Source organism: Nostoc sp. UHCC 0252, from assembly GCF_034931145.1.
Taxonomy (GTDB): domain Bacteria; phylum Cyanobacteriota; class Cyanobacteriia; order Cyanobacteriales; family Nostocaceae; genus Nostoc.
The window spans coordinates 33,805-50,905 of record NZ_JAYGHE010000007.1; the positions used below are offsets into that span (position 1 = coordinate 33,805).

At 40.1% G+C, this 17,101-nt stretch carries 10 protein-coding genes; 7 read left to right on the forward strand and 3 right to left on the reverse strand.

Features of this window, described 5'->3' with window-relative positions; all coding sequences use genetic code 11:
• Positions 1–412: 412 nt before the first annotated feature.
• Both VB732_RS06600 and VB732_RS06605 read left to right on the forward strand, forming a co-directional pair.
• Positions 413–2,608, forward strand: a complete 2,196-nt coding sequence (locus tag VB732_RS06600; protein WP_323230035.1) for a CHASE2 domain-containing protein — start codon at positions 413–415, stop codon at positions 2,606–2,608.
• An 800-nt stretch (positions 2,609–3,408) separates the two neighbouring features.
• Positions 3,409–3,645 (forward strand): hypothetical protein, encoded by a 237-nt coding sequence (locus VB732_RS06605; protein ID WP_323230036.1) that lies wholly within the window; start codon positions 3,409–3,411, stop codon positions 3,643–3,645.
• 172 nt (positions 3,646–3,817) lie between these two features.
• On the opposite strand, the gene nadB is transcribed toward VB732_RS06605, so the two are convergent.
• The 3 genes from nadB to VB732_RS06620 all read right to left on the reverse strand — a co-directional run bounded on the left by nadB (position 3,818) and on the right by VB732_RS06620 (position 7,385).
• Positions 3,818–5,494, reverse strand: a complete 1,677-nt coding sequence (nadB, locus tag VB732_RS06610) for an L-aspartate oxidase (protein WP_323230037.1) — start codon at positions 5,492–5,494, stop codon at positions 3,818–3,820.
• Positions 5,495–5,674: 180 nt separating this feature from the next.
• Positions 5,675–6,100: a photosystem II complex extrinsic protein PsbU gene (psbU, locus tag VB732_RS06615; RefSeq protein WP_323230038.1), complete on the reverse strand. Its 426-nt coding sequence runs from the start codon at positions 6,098–6,100 to the stop codon at positions 5,675–5,677.
• Between the two features lie 508 nt (positions 6,101–6,608).
• Positions 6,609–7,385 carry a DUF3120 domain-containing protein gene (locus VB732_RS06620; RefSeq protein ID WP_323230039.1) on the reverse strand — a complete coding sequence of 259 codons (777 nt, stop codon included), beginning with the start codon at positions 7,383–7,385 and terminating at the stop codon, positions 6,609–6,611.
• Between the two features lie 454 nt (positions 7,386–7,839).
• Between VB732_RS06620 and VB732_RS06625 the strand changes: the two genes are divergently transcribed.
• The 5 genes from VB732_RS06625 to VB732_RS06645 all read left to right on the forward strand — a co-directional run bounded on the left by VB732_RS06625 (position 7,840) and on the right by VB732_RS06645 (position 16,797).
• The gene (locus tag VB732_RS06625; RefSeq protein ID WP_323230040.1) at positions 7,840–8,664 is read left to right on the forward strand and encodes an undecaprenyl-diphosphate phosphatase; all 825 of its coding nucleotides are present in this window, start codon (positions 7,840–7,842) and stop codon (positions 8,662–8,664) included.
• A 69-nt stretch (positions 8,665–8,733) separates the two neighbouring features.
• Positions 8,734–10,056, forward strand: coding sequence for a TIGR03279 family radical SAM protein (locus tag VB732_RS06630; protein ID WP_323230041.1), 1,323 nt, complete (start codon positions 8,734–8,736; stop codon positions 10,054–10,056).
• 1,444 nt (positions 10,057–11,500) lie between these two features.
• Positions 11,501–12,598, forward strand: a complete 1,098-nt coding sequence (locus VB732_RS06635) for a mechanosensitive ion channel family protein (protein WP_323230042.1) — start codon at positions 11,501–11,503, stop codon at positions 12,596–12,598.
• Positions 12,599–12,603: 5 nt separating this feature from the next.
• Positions 12,604–13,737 (forward strand): mechanosensitive ion channel family protein, encoded by a 1,134-nt coding sequence (locus VB732_RS06640; protein ID WP_323230043.1) that lies wholly within the window; start codon positions 12,604–12,606, stop codon positions 13,735–13,737.
• Between the two features lie 246 nt (positions 13,738–13,983).
• Positions 13,984–16,797 carry a glycoside hydrolase family 10 protein gene (locus tag VB732_RS06645; RefSeq protein WP_323230044.1) on the forward strand — a complete coding sequence of 938 codons (2,814 nt, stop codon included), beginning with the start codon at positions 13,984–13,986 and terminating at the stop codon, positions 16,795–16,797.
• Positions 16,798–17,101: the final 304 nt, after the last annotated feature.

The following is a 17,101-nucleotide window of genomic DNA, read 5'->3' on the forward strand; positions in this document are numbered from 1 at the left end:
GCCCAACCTCACACAGAATTGCTATCAGGACTCAGTACAGTCAACTGGATGAATACAGCAAAGTCTGTTTCCAGTTGGCTTTTTTGTTTTTGGTAATAGATAATAGGTTTTGTCTAATACCCAATAACCAATTTTCCTGCGGCTTTTATCCGCAAGCACCTAAAGCTGAAGGAATTTAATCAAGATTGATACTTAATTTGTGCTGATAGCCAAAAAAGTCCTAGTTGCCGTTTGGTAAGATAATTGACCTCAATATATGCTAGTACATCACAAATATCAGGATGTCTTGAAGAATCTTTCAGAATTGAAAAAACTCTTAGAAACTCTATTTAGCTCTCCCTTGAGCTATGTTAGTCCGAGTAGTTAATAGCTACAGGAAATAGAGAATATTTCTCCCCACTAGGTAATGGGAATGAATCAGCAGCTAGACAAGCGTTTTGTAAAGCTAATCTTTAGACTAAAACAATCGCTTAGTCGAGGACATAGAGAATTGATGACTGCCGCTAGTGTTGCAGTCTGCGTCCTAGTTTTGCACTCCATTGGATTATTGCAATCTTTGGAGTTGGCAGCTTTGGATCAATTTTTTCGCCTACGTCCAGAAGAACCGCCTGAAGAGCGTATTACAATCGTAGTGATTGATGAAGCCTATTTAGACGAAGTAGGTGCGTGGCCGATTCCAGATAGGAAGATTGCCCAGCTGTTGCAAAAATTAAATGTCTACAAACCCCGCGCTATTGGCTTAGATATCTACAGAAATTTGCCAGTAGCGCCTGGTAATCAAGAGCTACGTAACGTTTATAAGTTAACACCCAATTTAGTTGGGATTGAACTGCTAGCAAATGACAAAAACGTTCAGGTTCCGCCTCCAGTAGGATTAAATCAGGAGCAAGTGGGCTTTAACAACGTACTGTATGATCCTGATGGTAAAGTCCGACGCAGCTTGTTATACTGGCACATTAACAATAAGGCGCACGAAAGTTTTGCGCTGAAGTTGGCTTTATTGTATTTAAAGCCAAAGGGAATTACTCCCACCAAAGCAAAAAGCAACCCTAAGTATTTGCAATTGGGTAAGGCAGTATTTACTCGTTTTGAGGCTAATGATGGTGCTTATGTGCGAGCTGATGCCAAAGGCTACCAAATTTTGACCAACTTTCCCAAACCCAAATGTCAAAGTTTATCTGGAGAATTTTGTAGTTTTCGTCAGGTATCGATGAAAGATGTACTGGCAGATAAAGTTCAGGAAAACTTAATTAAAGATCGGATTATACTCATTGGCTCCACTGCACCCAGCCTCCAGGACTTTGTATTCATTCCCTACTCCAGCAGAATGGGTACGGCAAAGCCTGTAGCTGGTATTCAACTGCAAGCTTACTTTATTAGTGAGTTAATCTCAGCCGCTCTGCAAGGACGACCATTATTGAAAGTCTGGACTGACTTAGTGGAAGACTTGTGGATTTTTATGTGGTCTTATTTGGGAGCCGTCACGACATGGCGAATACGACACGCAACTAGAAGCTTTTTCAGTATCATAGTTTCTTGTTTTGTGTTGACTCTAAGTGCGTATTTTGCTTTCTTGTATGGTTGGTGGATACCGCTCATTCCCTCGCTGTTTAGCTTTGGCAGTTCAGCTATTTGGATGACTAGTCATATTGCCCACATGCAGGAAGAGTGGAAACGTTCTAAAGAATTTTTGCATCACGTAATCAATACGATTCCCGATCCAATTTTTGTGAAAAATGAACAACACCAGTGGATTGTTTTAAATGAGGCGTATTGTCGATTTATCGGTTATCCGAATAAGTTGTTAATTGAAAAGTCAGACTATGACTTTTTCCCTAAACATGAAGCTGATGTGTTTCGGCAACAAGATGACCTCGTGTTTCGGACTCAAAAACCCCAAGAACATGAAGAAGAATTTACAAATGCCGATGGACAGACTCATCAAATTGCCACTAAGCGATCGCTCCACAAAGACGCAGCTGGCAATTTCTTTTTAGTTGGAGTCATCCGAGATATTACTCAGCGCAAGCTAATGGAGGAGCAGCTGAAGCGGACTGCTGCTGAACTATTCCGCTCTAATAATGAATTAAAGCTCAAAGAAGACCACTTGCGTTATTTAGCGTATCACGACCCCCTCACCGGTTTATCCAATCGCAAATTTTTTGCTGAACAGCTTTATGAGTCGTTACATTGGGCACAACACAATAACCTGTTGCTGGGACTCCTATTTATTGATTTAGATGGCTTTAAGCAAGTCAATGATACTCTAGGGCACGAGACGGGCGATCGCTTACTAATGACTATCGCTGGAAGACTCAGCAACTCTTTACGCGCTAGTGATACAGTTTCTCGTTTGGGCGGCGATGAATTTACTATAATTTTACGGGCAATTCCTAATGTCAAAATAGCTGCTAAGATTGCCGAAAAAATCTTAAGCAGTATTACCAAGCCTATTGTTTTGGACGGCTATGCAATCCGAATCTCTGCCAGTATTGGTATTAGTGTCTATCCATACAATAGTCAAGACAGTGAAACTTTGATGAAACAAGCAGATGCAGCAATGTATCGTGCCAAACGACTGGGTAAAAATCGCTACGAGTTTGCTTAATTGGTCAATAATCAAGCTTTCAGATTTTTCTCAATTTAGTAAAAATTTTTACGCTCAAATTAGGAATGTGAACTTTCAAGATGTACGTTGCACATTTTGAAAAAGCAGTTCGTGTATGGCTAGAAGTAGTTTTTTAGACAAGATGGAGACTTCCAAATAAAAATATCCCAAAGCTTTAAGGGCAAGGGGAGGGAAAATCTTAGTGCAGTTCAAAAATTGAATAATTTATTTTTTGGAGTTCCCTAAGCAAGGAAATTAGTCACCAGAAATAATTTCCCTAAATATTGTTTGTTATTTTTATTACCTTAAAAGTCTATTTGTACTGTACGTAGTTATTACGTAACTTAATAGTCCCATAGTTTTTGAAATCCTTACAATATAACAATTACGTTGTTTTATCTTCATATATCTTTATTTTTATTACAACATAACTATACGATATGATAAGTATTATTTCATAATTTATAAACTCGGAAGTAAAAAACATAGTGTTTATACTTAGGAATATTAAGATATTATTAATAAATGGTAAACTAGGCAGAATGCTTATAGTAATTTATCAACATATCTAACTTTAGACTGATGTAAAAACGGCTCATTAAGAATGATGCTTAAGTATAGAAACTATTTAATACCAGCAGATTGACTAAAGCTAATGTACAAACAAATACCAAAATTACTTGTAGAGCATTAGCAATAATTTAATAAAGTTAAAATATTTGTTTTTTAAACAACAGTAAAAATACTTGAGTCAATAGAAATACGTTTTAAATAAAAAACTAGTAAATTTACTGAAACCGATGAAAACTAACTCCCGAATCACAAAGTTGATAATATTCTGTATAGGTGCTTACATATTAATACCGAAAATTGGCATTTGCACAGGTATATTGAGTACTGCAAGTGCTAATACTGTTGGTGCTGCTAGCAGCAATACTTTAATCGTCCGCAAAGTCGATTCTGAAAATTTAACAGACACATATATCCCACCAAATTATGGTGGCCCTGACAGTCAGCATGGTAGTGGTACTCGCTGATGGCAATTTTGGATTGTGAGAAAGTAGTGCGATAAAGTAGCTCATGCCTTAGCCACCACATCTTTTACTTGGAGATATTCCCATTGCCATTGGGAGAATACCAGAATGGCTCAGGTTGAAGTCGATAGCGTTAGCTAGTCTTCTTGCATCGGGAAATGCCAAGGTAGTTTATTCAAGATAGTAGTGGAGATTTCCACCAATGATGTGTTTGTACAAGTGTGTGAACTTGCCAATTTAGGTTTGGTTGAGGATAGTCTAAACGGTAGTGTCCACCCCGGCTTTCGGTTCTAAAAGCAGCACTTTTGAGAATTAAATCAGCTACATCTAATAAATTGCGGGTTTCTGCCCAAAGTCGCAATTGCCGTTCAACATCTGGTAAGTCAAAATCAGCTGGTTCTTTTGGGCGTAAAGCAAGCAAAAATTGACTTAAGGGCAAGGTAGCGAAATCTTGTTGCCAAGATTCGATAGTAGCGATCGCAGTTTCCAACTTTGATTGCTCCCGACAAATACCAGCATTTTCCCACACTAGGCGCGGTAGCTTCTCTCTGAGTGCTTCTAGCTGTGCTTGCTGGATGTGCCACTCACTAGCATCAACACTAAATTTCCGTGATGGCAGCACAGATGTTTCTAACGGCAACCCAATATTTTCCAACTCAATTTGACTCATCTGGGCCCCAAAGACAATACATTCCAGCAGGGAATTACTGGCAAGGCGATTTGCCCCATGCACTCCAGTACTAGCGGTTTCACCCACCGCGTACAAACCGGAAATATTTGTGCGATTCATTAGATCCGCAACAATCCCACCCATCCAGTAATGGGCAGCAGGCGCTACAGGAATTGGTTCATGGAAAACATCAACTCCCCAATGCTGACAAACTTTAATGATGTTAGGAAAGCGGTGACGAATTTTGTCGGCAGGGATGGGGCGCATATCTAACCAGACGTGGGCAGTCGCTAAATCAACGGCGGTACGTTGCAAATGGCTAAAAATTGCTCTACTGACCACATCTCGGGGTGCGAGTTCACCCGCAGGATGGTAGTCGAAGGCAAAACGCCGTCCTTCGTTATCGACAAGGTGCGCCCCTTCACCACGTACAGCTTCACTAATCAGAAAGCGATCAGCACCAGGTTTAGTTAGGGCTGTGGGGTGAAATTGCATAAATTCCAAATCGCGGAGGATAGCCCCAGCCCGATATGCGATCGCTACCCCATCACCAGTACTTACAGCCGGGTTAGTGGTTTGGGCAAATACCTGACCGCCGCCCCCAGTTGCCAATATCACAGCACCAGCTTTAATCCATCTGATTTTACCTTGATAAAACAAGCTTATTCCCTGACAGCGATTGCTTTCGGGTTCAATCCACAAACTCAAAGCTAAAGCTTGCTGAATAACTTGAATATTCGGGCGACGTAATACTTGGGCGGTGAGAGTGGTTGTAACTTCTCTGCCTGTAGTGTCCGCAGCGTGGAGAACGCGGTTGCGAGAATGGGCAGCTTCTAAAGTTAAAGCCAAGGCTTGACCATGACGGTCAAAAGCAACCCCCAAGTTAACTAGGGATTGAATGCAGCTAGGGGCAAGCTGGGCGAGAAATTCTACAGCGTTGCGATCGCACAAACCTGCACCTGCCCGGATCGTATCTTCAATGTGTAGCGTAGGAGAATCTTCCGGGGAAACGGCTGCGGCAATACCACCTTGGGCCCAATCACTAGCGGACAAAGCAACAGTTTCTTTGGTAATCAAGCCGACTCGTAAGGATTCTGGTAGACACAGCGCTGTGTATAGTCCAGCAGCACCAGCGCCGACTACTAAGACATCAAATTGGCTAGGAATATCTATCTGAGGCAAGGTAATGGGGAGGGGAGGGGAGGGGGCAGGGGGCAGGGGGCAGGGGGCAGGGGGAGCCAAGGAAAAATTTTACTTTGTCAGCTTGTCTCCCTTGTCCTCCTTGTCCCACCTCATCTTTAATAGAGTAATCCCACTCCCTAGAATCAGGAGTGGGCTGCTATTTGCTACATTAACTGCAACTTATCTGTAGATACCGTTGTTAAAGCGATCGTCTCCTTCATTGAAGGCAGGCTCTAGTTCTGTCACGGTAAAGTTATCCAAGTTGGCTTGCAGGGTTGATTTTTGGCGATCGCTCAATCCTGGAAGATCCAATACATCCTCTACATTTTTGTAGGGAGCATTTATGATGATTTTCTTAGCCAAAGTGGGATAAAGCCCTGGAAATTGTTGAAAAGCTCGGACGTTGGTATTATTCAAATCAATTTTTTTACCAAATTCCGTTCCTAGCTTCTTATCTGCCCGATTCTGCCGCTCAATTGCCAGAATTGGGACTTGAGGAACAAAACTGTTGAAACTAGCAGCTTGGGCTATCTGAGTTGTTCCCAACCATCCCCAGCAACCAAGTAACAAACTAAACACTGTTAATAAACGCGCCAATCCTTTCACGATTTTCTACCTCTTTCCATCAAACAGAAATAAAAGTTTTAAGCTAACAGCCGTAATTGGTCATTAGTCATTGGTCATTGGTCATTCGTTAGAGGACACAGGACAAAGGACAAACAACAAAACCTGATAGCTTAATTAACACAGCAGTCATCAGAAACTAATATACAGCGTATTAATATCCACAATATTTACTGTTACTGGGTTTGACTGTAGTTTTGACAAAAATTTTTATCGAATCAGGGTGTCTACATAGCTGTAATAGCCTTCTATCAATGATTTCGATCGGATTCCCAAGGAGAAGAAATCTTTTCGGGGTGGCTGATTTTACATTCCAAGCAGACACGAAACCGTCTGATTTCTAATACCGAGAACCCTAGAAGAAAATTTGAGCGATGGACTATTATGTAATATTTCTTAACTAATTATTTATCTACGGCATCATTTTTGATGTGCCGTAGACTGGGCAAGAAAAAGTTTCGGTAAGAGAAGCGTCTTGCCGCGTACCTCTTCACGCTGCGATCGCAGCTAACAAAAATAAGCTGTCTACCAAAATGGTGCTTAAAACTGCGCCACTAAAGGCGTACCAGTGTCTTTGCTTTCTACCTAAAGCTAAAATTCCGACTGTTAATAGCACTAAGGCGAGAACTATTGCCCAACTTTGCCCCCAAGGTGTTTGTACTTGCATCAGGGCATTTTGTAAGATTTGTGGTACTACATCTGCGTCTACTCTCATAATTTGCCTCCAAGAAGGCATCAAGTCTGCTAGATAAAAATATACGTCTGTTAAAACTGTACCGAATAAAGATCCTAAATAAAACCAGCTACCAACCTTGCCCCAACTCTTCGCTAGACACCAGCAAGCAAGCGGTAAGCCTATAGATTCTACTGGTAGATGCCACACAGGTTCCCAACGTAACCAGCCCCAGTAAATCGCCCCTGCTAACCAACTCCAGCTAAATCCTAAGAGCAAATCGCCCCAGACATAAGTTGCAGGACGTGACATTAAGGTAAAACTTAGCCATACCCAAAATGCTGTCAGCGCTAAACTGAGAGCTGGTAGCGATCGCACTATTGGCGCTTCTATAAATACTGGCACTGTTACCAAAAACACCGCCGCCGCAAACACTAACCAAGTTTGTTGGGTAGAAATTAAGGGAAGAGAGGGAGAAAAGGAAAGTGTAGATTCCAATTGCCTGATACCGTTCTGCCCAGTATCAGCTAAATCCAACTCGGTATCAATAGAAGGGGTAGAAGCAGTGTAGGAGGACAGTGTATTATTAATCAAAGTTTTTAATATTTGTTACTAAACTTTATTTTATTTAAGATATCACATTTTAAAATCCCCCCCTGGGGCATTGCAATTATACTGAAATTTCATGCAATGCGCGTGCAAACCAGGCAAAACATTCTGCGCCAGGCTAATCCATTCAAGTTGCACTATGTATAAACCGATTTTGTAGTTTCTTGTACGCAAAGCACTACAAAAATAAAGGGTAAAATTTAACAGTTAAAAAGTTGACAGTATCAATCCGCTAAATATTAAAGTTTGATAAACTGCTAAAATTTCGTTGACTTATTCAAGTGGGTGTAAGAACATGGTCAGCGTCTTAGATGATGTTATTGAGCGGTAAAATCGGACTTTCTATAAGATTAGGTGCAGTTAAAAGTATATAAAGCAACATCATCATCTAGACAATGTTCATAATTATGTCTAGAACAGAAAAAAGGTATTGATTTTTATGGAGTTTATTCAAGCTTTTATTTTGGGTATTGTTCAAGGTATTACAGAGTTTTTACCAATTAGTAGCACTGCACATCTTCTGATTTTTACCAAAGTATTTGGTTGGAAAGAGTTAGGTTCTAAAGATTTTGTCGATGCCATTCAATTCGGCAGTGTTATCGCAATTGTAGGGTATTTTTGGTCACTGATTTCTAGTATTGTCAAAGGTGGAATCGAAGCACTAAAAGATAAAGATTGGCAACGTGAGGAGTGGAAAATTCTTGTGGGTATTGTAGTCGGAACAATACCCGCTTTAGCTTTTGGCTTTCTTTTGAAAGATATTCTACCAGAGAGCGCATTAATTATTGCCATCATGTCAATTATAATGGCGCTTTTACTAGGTTTGGCAGAAAAAATTGGCACTCGCAAGCGAGATTTTAATTCATTGCAGATTCGGGATGGGATTTTAGTTGGCTTGGGACAAACACTTGCTTTAATTCCGGGTGTATCTCGTTCTGGCTCGACGTTGACAACTGCTTTATTTTTAGGATTAGAACGCGATACAGCAGCGAAATTCTCATTTTTGTTAGGCTTCCCAACTCTTACCATTGCGACGCTGTATAAAAGTTTGAAAATCTTCAAATCATTTCAAGCCCACGAGTTGCCAGATAACATTGTGGGACTGTTGATTGTAGGGATTATTTCAACCTTTATTTTTTCCTACCTATCAATTGCATTTTTAATCAAGTACTTAGCAACTAAAAACACTTTGGTTTTTGTTTGGTATAGATTAGCATTCGGTAGCGCTATTTTAGCTGCGATCGCAGCAGGCTGGAAAGGATAATTAAATAATAGTCATTAGTCATTTGTTTAAAGCAAATGGCTAATTCTCAATTCCCAATTCCCAATTCCCATGAATATTAATCCTGCCCGAATTACCAAAGTTCTTCCAGACTCAATAGCCGCAGAGATTGGCTTTGAGGCTGGTGATGCGATCGTTGCAATCAATGGTACACGTCCCCGTGATTTAATTGATTATCAATTTCTGTGTGCAGATGAAGTTTTAGAACTAGAAGTTTTAGACGCTGCTGGCAAAACTCATAGCCTAGAAATTGAAAAAGATTACGATCAAGACTTAGGGCTAGAATTTGAAACTGCCCTATTTGATGGCTTAATTCAGTGTAATAATCGCTGTCCATTTTGCTTTATCGATCAACAGCCGCCAGGTAAGCGCACCAGTTTGTATTTGAAAGACGACGATTATCGGTTGAGCTTTTTATACGGTTCTTATCTTACCCTGACCAATTTGCCAGAAAGAGAATGGCAGCGAATTGAGCAAATGCGTTTGTCTCCGTTGTATGTTTCTGTTCATGCGACAGAAGCTGATGTGAGAATTAGACTGCTAAAAAATCAGCGTGCTGGGCAAATTTTACAACAACTAAAGTGGTTTCAAAAAAGGCGACTCCAAATTCATGCTCAAGTTGTTGTTTGTCCTGGTATCAATGATGGCAAACATCTAGAACAAACTCTCAAAGATTTAACTTCTTTTCATACTGGTGAAGTCCCGACGGTGGCATCAGTGGCAGTTGTGCCAGTTGGATTGACACGGTTTCGCCCTCCAGAAGACGAACTCATACCTGTAACTGAAGAAAAAGCCCAAGAAGTGATTTCCCAAGTACAAACGCTTTCCCGGCAATTTCGCCAACAATTTGGTTCTAGCGTTGTTTGGTTAGCTGATGAGTGGTTTTTGATTGCAGGTGAGGAATTACCCAGCGAGTCCGAATATGAAGAATATCCTCAAATTGATAACGGAGTTGGCTCAATTCAACTATTTATCAAGCAATTTGCCACCATTGCAGCAGAATTACTTCCGCCAAAAGTATATCCTCAAAGAAAATTGACCTGGGTAGTGGGCAACGCTGTAGAAAAAGCATTTCAACCTATTTTGAAACGCTTAAATTCTGTTGAGGGTTTAGAGGTCAATATGCGTGCTTTATGTAGTGATTATTGGGGACAAACTATCAGTGTAACCGGATTACTAACTGGTCATGATTTACTTTTAAATTTAGAAGGTCAAGATTTAGGTGATGGGATTTTGCTCCCTAATGTCATGTTAAAAAATGGGGAATTAGTATTTTTAGATGATATGAGTATTGAAGAATTAGCTTGCAAATTGGATACAAAAATCCTACCAATATCAGGAGTTGAAGATTTAATCAATACCTGTATTGTTTAAGTTGTTTTGCTAACCTTCTAGTCTAGACAATTTAACTCTGTTCTGCAAGACCTTCTTGTTTACTACTTTGGAGAACACATTTTCTGGCTAGTTTTTTGATGCCTTCTAGTGTAGAATGAAAACTAATAGGTAAATGTAGCAATAGCGTGCAAAAACTAAGCTAATCAGCTAACCAACGCTAGCTATCTGGTTATTGCTGCTGGTATATACGGCAGTTTAAGGTTAGCAACACAAAAAGAGCTTTAGTAAAAGCCTACTCAAGAACAGGGTAAGTATATCTTATTGCCTTTTCAACCATCCACCTGAATAGAATTCAGGGGATGAAGACCACAAACTGCACGTGTTTGTATGGTCAATTTTTGGATAGATAGCTTTCGTGGTTAGTCATATTTAGGCTATCCCCTAAATACGAAGTTTCATCGATTCAGCGACCCGATTAAATTTACCTAGTCCAAGCCTTTGGGCTAAAACTTTTTTGCATCCAGATATTTGGATGTAGTATCAAAAGTTTACAAATTCTAATTTGTAAGCTTATTGCTCACTATTACGTTTAATTAAATGTCATGACTGATCTTAACTTTATCAGCACTATCTGCATCTTAGCAGTAGCATATCTAACTAGCGTCTATTTTTGGATAGCTTTTTCTCAAAATTCAAATGAGTCAGACAACTACTAAAACATCCACTCTAAAGAAGATTTTAGTAGTTGGCACAATTTAAATGATAAGTTTGATCTTTGATAGCATTGACTACTATATCATTTTGGAAACTAATCTGTCAATAAATGGAGGGATATTGAGGATACTTGTATAGTGAGTACAGGATTGTACTCCTACTCTTAAAACTTGCGTAGCATGTCTGTCAGAAAAAGCTGAGTTTCCAGCTTCAAAAGCCAGTGCGTTGCTCATGTTAACAATGTAAGTTGTTAAAAAGATTGCATATAGCACTTACGCATTGACAAGAAATACCAAATATGGATAAAGGTTAAAAACCATATCTTTCGTAAGGGCACAGCATTGCTCATACGTGTCAACTTAAACAAAAACCCTTTAAAACCTCGTTTCCAGCCTCTTGCTGGAAATGCAACTCAAAAGTGGCTCTGCCGCCAGCAAGGGAGGCGGAGCCTCTAAGACGGCATTCCCAGTCTCCGACTGGGAATGAGACAAGCGAGGTAATCTATCAAAGCCTTGTCTGGAGTGGTTTTCACGTTAAGTTTACACCAATGAGCATTGCTGTGCCCCTACAGCATTGTCTATTTACGTAGTTTACCGCCGTAGGCATCGCAGGATAATTAAGAAAAGCCTGAAATAACCTATTTTAGGTAATTTATATCACGATGCATTTGTACAGTGCGTAAGTCCTAGCATATTTAATTGTGTAGGATTAAAAGTAGATTTACCAATTTGGGATGTTCCTGGTAGCAATTTGTACATTATTTTTAGAAATGGTTGTTTTTTTATCAGAAGTTTTTACAAACAGAGAAATACAAATTGGCTTACTAGGGCTGGGAGTCGGATTTTTTATTTTCATACTTGGTCGTTTCATGGTTTCATTAACAAACTTACTCTGGAAACGTTTTAGTTTTCTCCAAATTACTGATATTTACCAAAAGTTAATTAAGCCAAATGAAGACTTATTAATTGTCGTAGCTGTAATCAGTATTTTTGAGTTTATTACATCCTTTTTACCTAGAAATCAATGGACAAATTCATTAGAAATTATCGTGAGTTTAACTCTGGCGATCGCAGTCAGTTGGTTAGCTACTAAATTATTTCAAAAGTTTTTTGATTTCTATTTATTAAATGCTGCTTTCAAAACTGGGCAAAAAATTAGTAGTGAGCTACTTATTCTTTTAAAATGGGTTGCTAACCTCGTCATTATCTTTTTAGCAATTCTTACCTATGCTCAAACACATCAAATTAACCTTTTAGGATTGCTAGCTAGTTTAGGGATCGGTGGTTTAGCAGTAGCCTTTGCTGCTCAAAAAACTCTGGAACAAGTTCTAGGTGGTATTGTTCTTTATCTTGATCGCCCCTTCGTGATTGATGATTATATTGGTCTTCCCGATGGGACTTTTGGACGAGTTGAATCTATAGGATTAAGATCCACCCGAATTAGAACATCTGGTAAGGGAACTGTGATGATAGTGCCTAACAGTTCTCTGACTCAAGTTAATATTGAAAATTTCACTGCTGGGAAGAAAGTCATGTCTATTCTTTATTTGACCTTCTACCGAGCACTAAGTAGTGAAGATAGAGCCTTAATTCGCCAAGTTATTCTAGATAGTACGAATGGTATTTTTGGGATTGATTCGCAAAATACAGGAGTTACTTTTAAAAGTATCAGTAATTCCCTAGAACCAGATAAAACTCAAGCACAAGTTACTTTCTTTATCTTAGGTTCTGGAGATGTTTCGATGGAATTACGCCGCCAACTGCTAAATATGGCAACTGAAAGCATGACTCAGTGTTTAAAAGAATATGGTATTGCTTTTGACATAGAAGAACCAACGATTTATGTTGATTCACCAATTACAATTTAGATAGAATGACGAATATTTCACGTATTATTATAGATTTTTTCCAACGTGATAGCACAATATCAGCCTTATCTAGATTTGGAGTCTTTCTAGTTTTTATTTTGCTGTCTTTGCTAGTAGGGCAATATACTCCTACATTCTTACGAATTATTATTCGTCGTTTTGCACCGCAGCAAGTTGCCAGTATTTATAATAATTTGATTGATCCAATTAGAAACTTATTTAGAATCACAGGTAGCTTAATTCTGATTTCATTATCTTTAGCATGGATTGTGGAATATGAATCCATCTATAGATTTCTTTCTCCTATTGTTGATTTAGCTGTCATTGTCAGTATTTCTTGGCTATGCTCTCGTTTATTTCGACAGTTTATTCGAGTGTATGGAATTGAAATATTACGTAAATTTGGTCGAGAGGTAGATGAAGTACTTTTAGTATTTGAAACAATTGCAAATGTAATTATCGGATTTATTGCTGTTCTGGCTTTTGCCCAAAGTCAACAGTTTAATTTAATTGGGTTAATAACTGGATTAGGAATTGGTGGATTAGCTGTAGCTTTTGCGGCTCAAAAAACTCTAGAGCAGTTGTTGGGAACAATTGTGTTGTATTTAGATCGTCCCTTTGTCCCTGGAGAATATATTCGTTTACAAAAATCCCAACAAATCCCTGAAGGTTTATTTGGGCGAGTTGAGTCAATTGGTATCCGCTCAACCAAAATTCGCGCTGCTGCTAAAAGTACATTGTTTATTATCCCCAATTCAATATTAGCAAACTTAGAAATTGAAAATATTACTCGAGGTAAGAAAGTTATGGTTCTACTCTACCTCGATTTTTTAGACTTGCTGCAAGACCGAGAACAAGCTCTGGTTCAACAGGTAATTGTCGAGAGTACTAATTCGCTATTTGGTATCGATCCAGGTAGCACTAGTATTACTTTTTTAACCCACAATAATGTAGAAAAAAAGATAACTAGAACAAGAGTGACATTTTTTATTTTGGGTTCTAGCGACAACTCTCTGCAATTACGCAAACGTTTATTAGAATTGGCAAATGAAAAAATTTCTAAAAAACTAGCCACTAATGGAATTAAATTCACGATGCAAGAGCCAACAATTTATTTAGAATCGCCTGTGACAATTTGAGTATCAATCTTGGCATTTTTTGTTAGTTTTGATAGGCTAGATTGATAAAGGTAATTCATTAAGTACTTCTATAGACTTTCTATAGAAGTCTTATTTTGTTTGGTAAAATCCACACTAATAGTAGGTTTACGTAATTAAGGTTATATATCAGTAAACTTACCAAAAATTAAGCCAGATCCCTAGATGATGTACTAATGAATTCTGACTAATAGCTCAATTAATTAATAATGAAACGAGGAGTGACTGGTGAGGCATCAAGAAAAGCAAAAAGATATAAGTTTAAAAATTAAAGAAGCTAGAAAACTATTTATTTTAAGCGGCGAAATTGTAATTTTAAATTTCTTGAGTATTTTGCCAGTAACAGCAGCAACGGAAGAACCTGTATTGAGCGTAGTGTACGGTCAAGAAAATGCGAATCAATGGACAGGGATAACTGAGCGCTTACAGGCAACAGGGATGAAATATTGTGTAATTCCCCTAAATGATGTCAAGAGTAGTGCCGATTGGGGCGATCGCCGGGTATTATTTTTGCCAAACGTCGAGACATTAACGCCAACCCAAGCGATCGCTCTCGAAGAATGGATGAGTAAGGGAGGGCGCTTGATTGCTAGTGGCCCCGTAGGTAGTTTGTCATCGCCAGGAGTGCGGCAGTTATTGCGATCGCTCTTAGGAGGTTATTGGGGATTCAGTCTTAGTGACACAGAACAGATTAAGCCCACAAAAACCAAGATCCCACAATGGGCAAATCAAACTGAACTCTTTGGCAAAGTACGCGGCGGTGTTGTGATTCCTAATGATATGGGCGCTGAATCTCCTGCTGTTTGGAATTCCAAAGATAATCCAGCCGCAGTAGTGACAACTGAGCGTTCCACCTTTTTGGGCTGGCGCTGGGGAACAGATACAGCCTCAGCCGCCGAGTTAGATAATGCTTGGTTAAAAGCTTCTATCAATCATTATTTCACAGCGCTAGCACCATCGAATCGGATGAAAAAAATAGCAGGAGGTTCGCCAAACTGCTCTACAACAGTAGCGGCTGCACCGAGGGGGCAGGGGGCAGGGGAGCAGGGGAGCAGGGAGCAGGGAGCAGGGGGACAGAGGAGTGGTTCATCTCCCTCATCCCCTTTATCTCCTCCTCCTAAAACTGCTACTGCTCCCATACCGAGAGCGCTTCCTATAGTTAAACCACCAAGTTCCCAAGAGGCGATCGATCAGCTGGAACAGTCGGTGCGTCTAGATGTTGCACCTAATTCCAACGAGCCGATTGACAGCAATCAAGCGATCGCCCTCCAGCAAGAGCTAGAAAATCTTATTGGTCGGGTGGAAAGCGCTCATTTAGCGGTGTCAGCCGATGAGTTGAACGAAGGCGTTGGCATATCTGAGAGAAAACAGCATCTGGATACCTACACCCCCCAATCTGTCAAAGAACAGCCAATAGAATTGGCCTCAACTAAATTGGGGGAACTAGCCACAAGCAAAGAACAAGCCTTGGCGCAAGTAAGGGTAATTGCCAACAAATTACCCCAATTGATTGCTCAAAAAAACTACGCTTTGGCTCGTCAGCAGTGGCTGACAGCAAAGACAATTTTGTGGCAGCAGTTCCCTGTCGATCGGAGACTGGCTCAACCAGAAATTCGGGCAGTTTGGTTAGATCGGGGGACGATTGTTCGTGCCGGTAGCAAAGCGGGACTAGCCCAGATTTTTGATCGCCTAGCCCAAACTGGGATTAATACTGTTTTCTTTGAAACTGTTAATGCTGGCTATACCATTTATCCCAGCCAAGTTGCAAAAGAGCAAAACCCATTAATTCGTGGATGGGATCCACTAGAAGATGCCGTGAAATTAGCCCATGAGCGCGACATGGAATTACACGCTTGGGTTTGGACTTTTGCTGCTGGAAATCAACGGCACAATGAGATTATCAACGCTAGTCCAAATTATCCAGGGCCAGTGCTGGCGGCTCATCCCGATTGGGCAAACTACGATAATCTTGGCAACATGATTCCCGTTGGTCAGACTAAGCCCTTCTTTGACCCAGCCAACCCCGAAGTGCGGCAGCACTTACTCAAGCTGTACGAGGAAATCGTTACTCGCTATGACGTGGATGGTTTACAGCTAGACTACATTCGCTACCCCTTTCAAGATCCATCAGCAGGTCGAATTTATGGCTATGGTAAAGCTGCAAGAGCGCAGTTTCAGCAACTTACTGGCATAGATCCAATAAATATTTCCCCCAGTCAACCAGACTTGTGGCAAAAATGGACGGCATTTCGCACCGAAAAAGTTGATAGTTTTGTTGCCCAAATTTCAGAACAATTGCGAAAAAAACGACCGAATTTGATTTTGTCGGTTGCTGTATTTCCTTTGCCAGAACAAGAGCGGATTCAGAAAATTCAACAAAACTGGGAAACTTGGGCAAGGCGGGGAGATGTGGATTTAATTGTTCCCATGACTTATGCTCTGGATACTTCTCGATTTCAACGGCTGGCTCAACCCTGGATCGCTTCTAAACAATTGGGAGCTACATTGTTAGTGCCGGGAATTCGCTTACTTTCTTTACCAACAATCGGGACGTTCGATCAACTCCAGTTGGTAAGGGACTTACCAGTTAGTGGTTACGCACTCTTTGCCGCAGAGAATTTTAACAACGAGCTACAAAAAGTTTTTATTAGCACCCAAGGTAGAGTTCAATCTACAAAAAGTGAACCGATTCCTCACCGCCAACCTTTTCAAACTGCCGCTATCCGTTACACCGCCCTGCAACGAGAATGGAAGTTTGTTTTCCAAAATGATCCACTCCAAAGACCTGCTCAGAAAATATCAGATTTTAACAACCAGGCAGAAGTTTTACGCAGTGCTTTAAATCAGCTTGCTGCTTCTCCTTCTCCTAGTAAGTTACTAGTAGCTAAAGCATCTCTAACTCGATTCCAGTCTCAATTTCGAGTATTGATGAGCCAAGAAATTAAGTCGAATTCCTATCAAGTCAAAGTTTGGGAAAATCGACTTGTAACTATAGAAAGGCTATTGCGTTATGGCGAACGACGGGTGCAGATGCGTCCTTAGTGAAGAGGCAAAGGAGTAGGAAACGAATCAAAATCAGGACTTACGCGAAAAATTGCCTCTACTACGTGTAGTTTTGCGTAAGTCCAAAAAATCTCTAATGCCCTATACTTCATGCCCAACTAACTGTATATAAGCCAATACGCTTGGGTTAAGGATTTTTAGTACTTATTTTTGCTCTGTAGAGACGCGAAATTTCGCGTCTCTACTAAGGATTTAGGGCTTAAGAGTACTCCAAGTAAAAAAATGCTCAATTGTCATTGCGAGCGAAGCGAAGCAATCGCAAGGGCTGGGATTGCTTCGCTTC

Bases quoted from the DNA above. Each gene is read 5' to 3' on its own strand.
- VB732_RS06640 (WP_323230043.1), top strand. From the start codon at position 12,604: ATGACGAATATTTCACGTATTATTATAGATTTTTTCCAACGTGATAGC.
- VB732_RS06625 (WP_323230040.1), top strand. From the start codon at position 7,840: ATGGAGTTTATTCAAGCTTTTATTTTGGGTATTGTTCAAGGTATTACA.
- VB732_RS06630 (WP_323230041.1), top strand. From the start codon at position 8,734: ATGAATATTAATCCTGCCCGAATTACCAAAGTTCTTCCAGACTCAATA.
- VB732_RS06600 (WP_323230035.1), top strand. From the start codon at position 413: ATGAATCAGCAGCTAGACAAGCGTTTTGTAAAGCTAATCTTTAGACTA.
- VB732_RS06635 (WP_323230042.1), top strand. From the start codon at position 11,501: ATGGTTGTTTTTTTATCAGAAGTTTTTACAAACAGAGAAATACAAATT.
- VB732_RS06605 (WP_323230036.1), top strand. From the start codon at position 3,409: ATGAAAACTAACTCCCGAATCACAAAGTTGATAATATTCTGTATAGGT.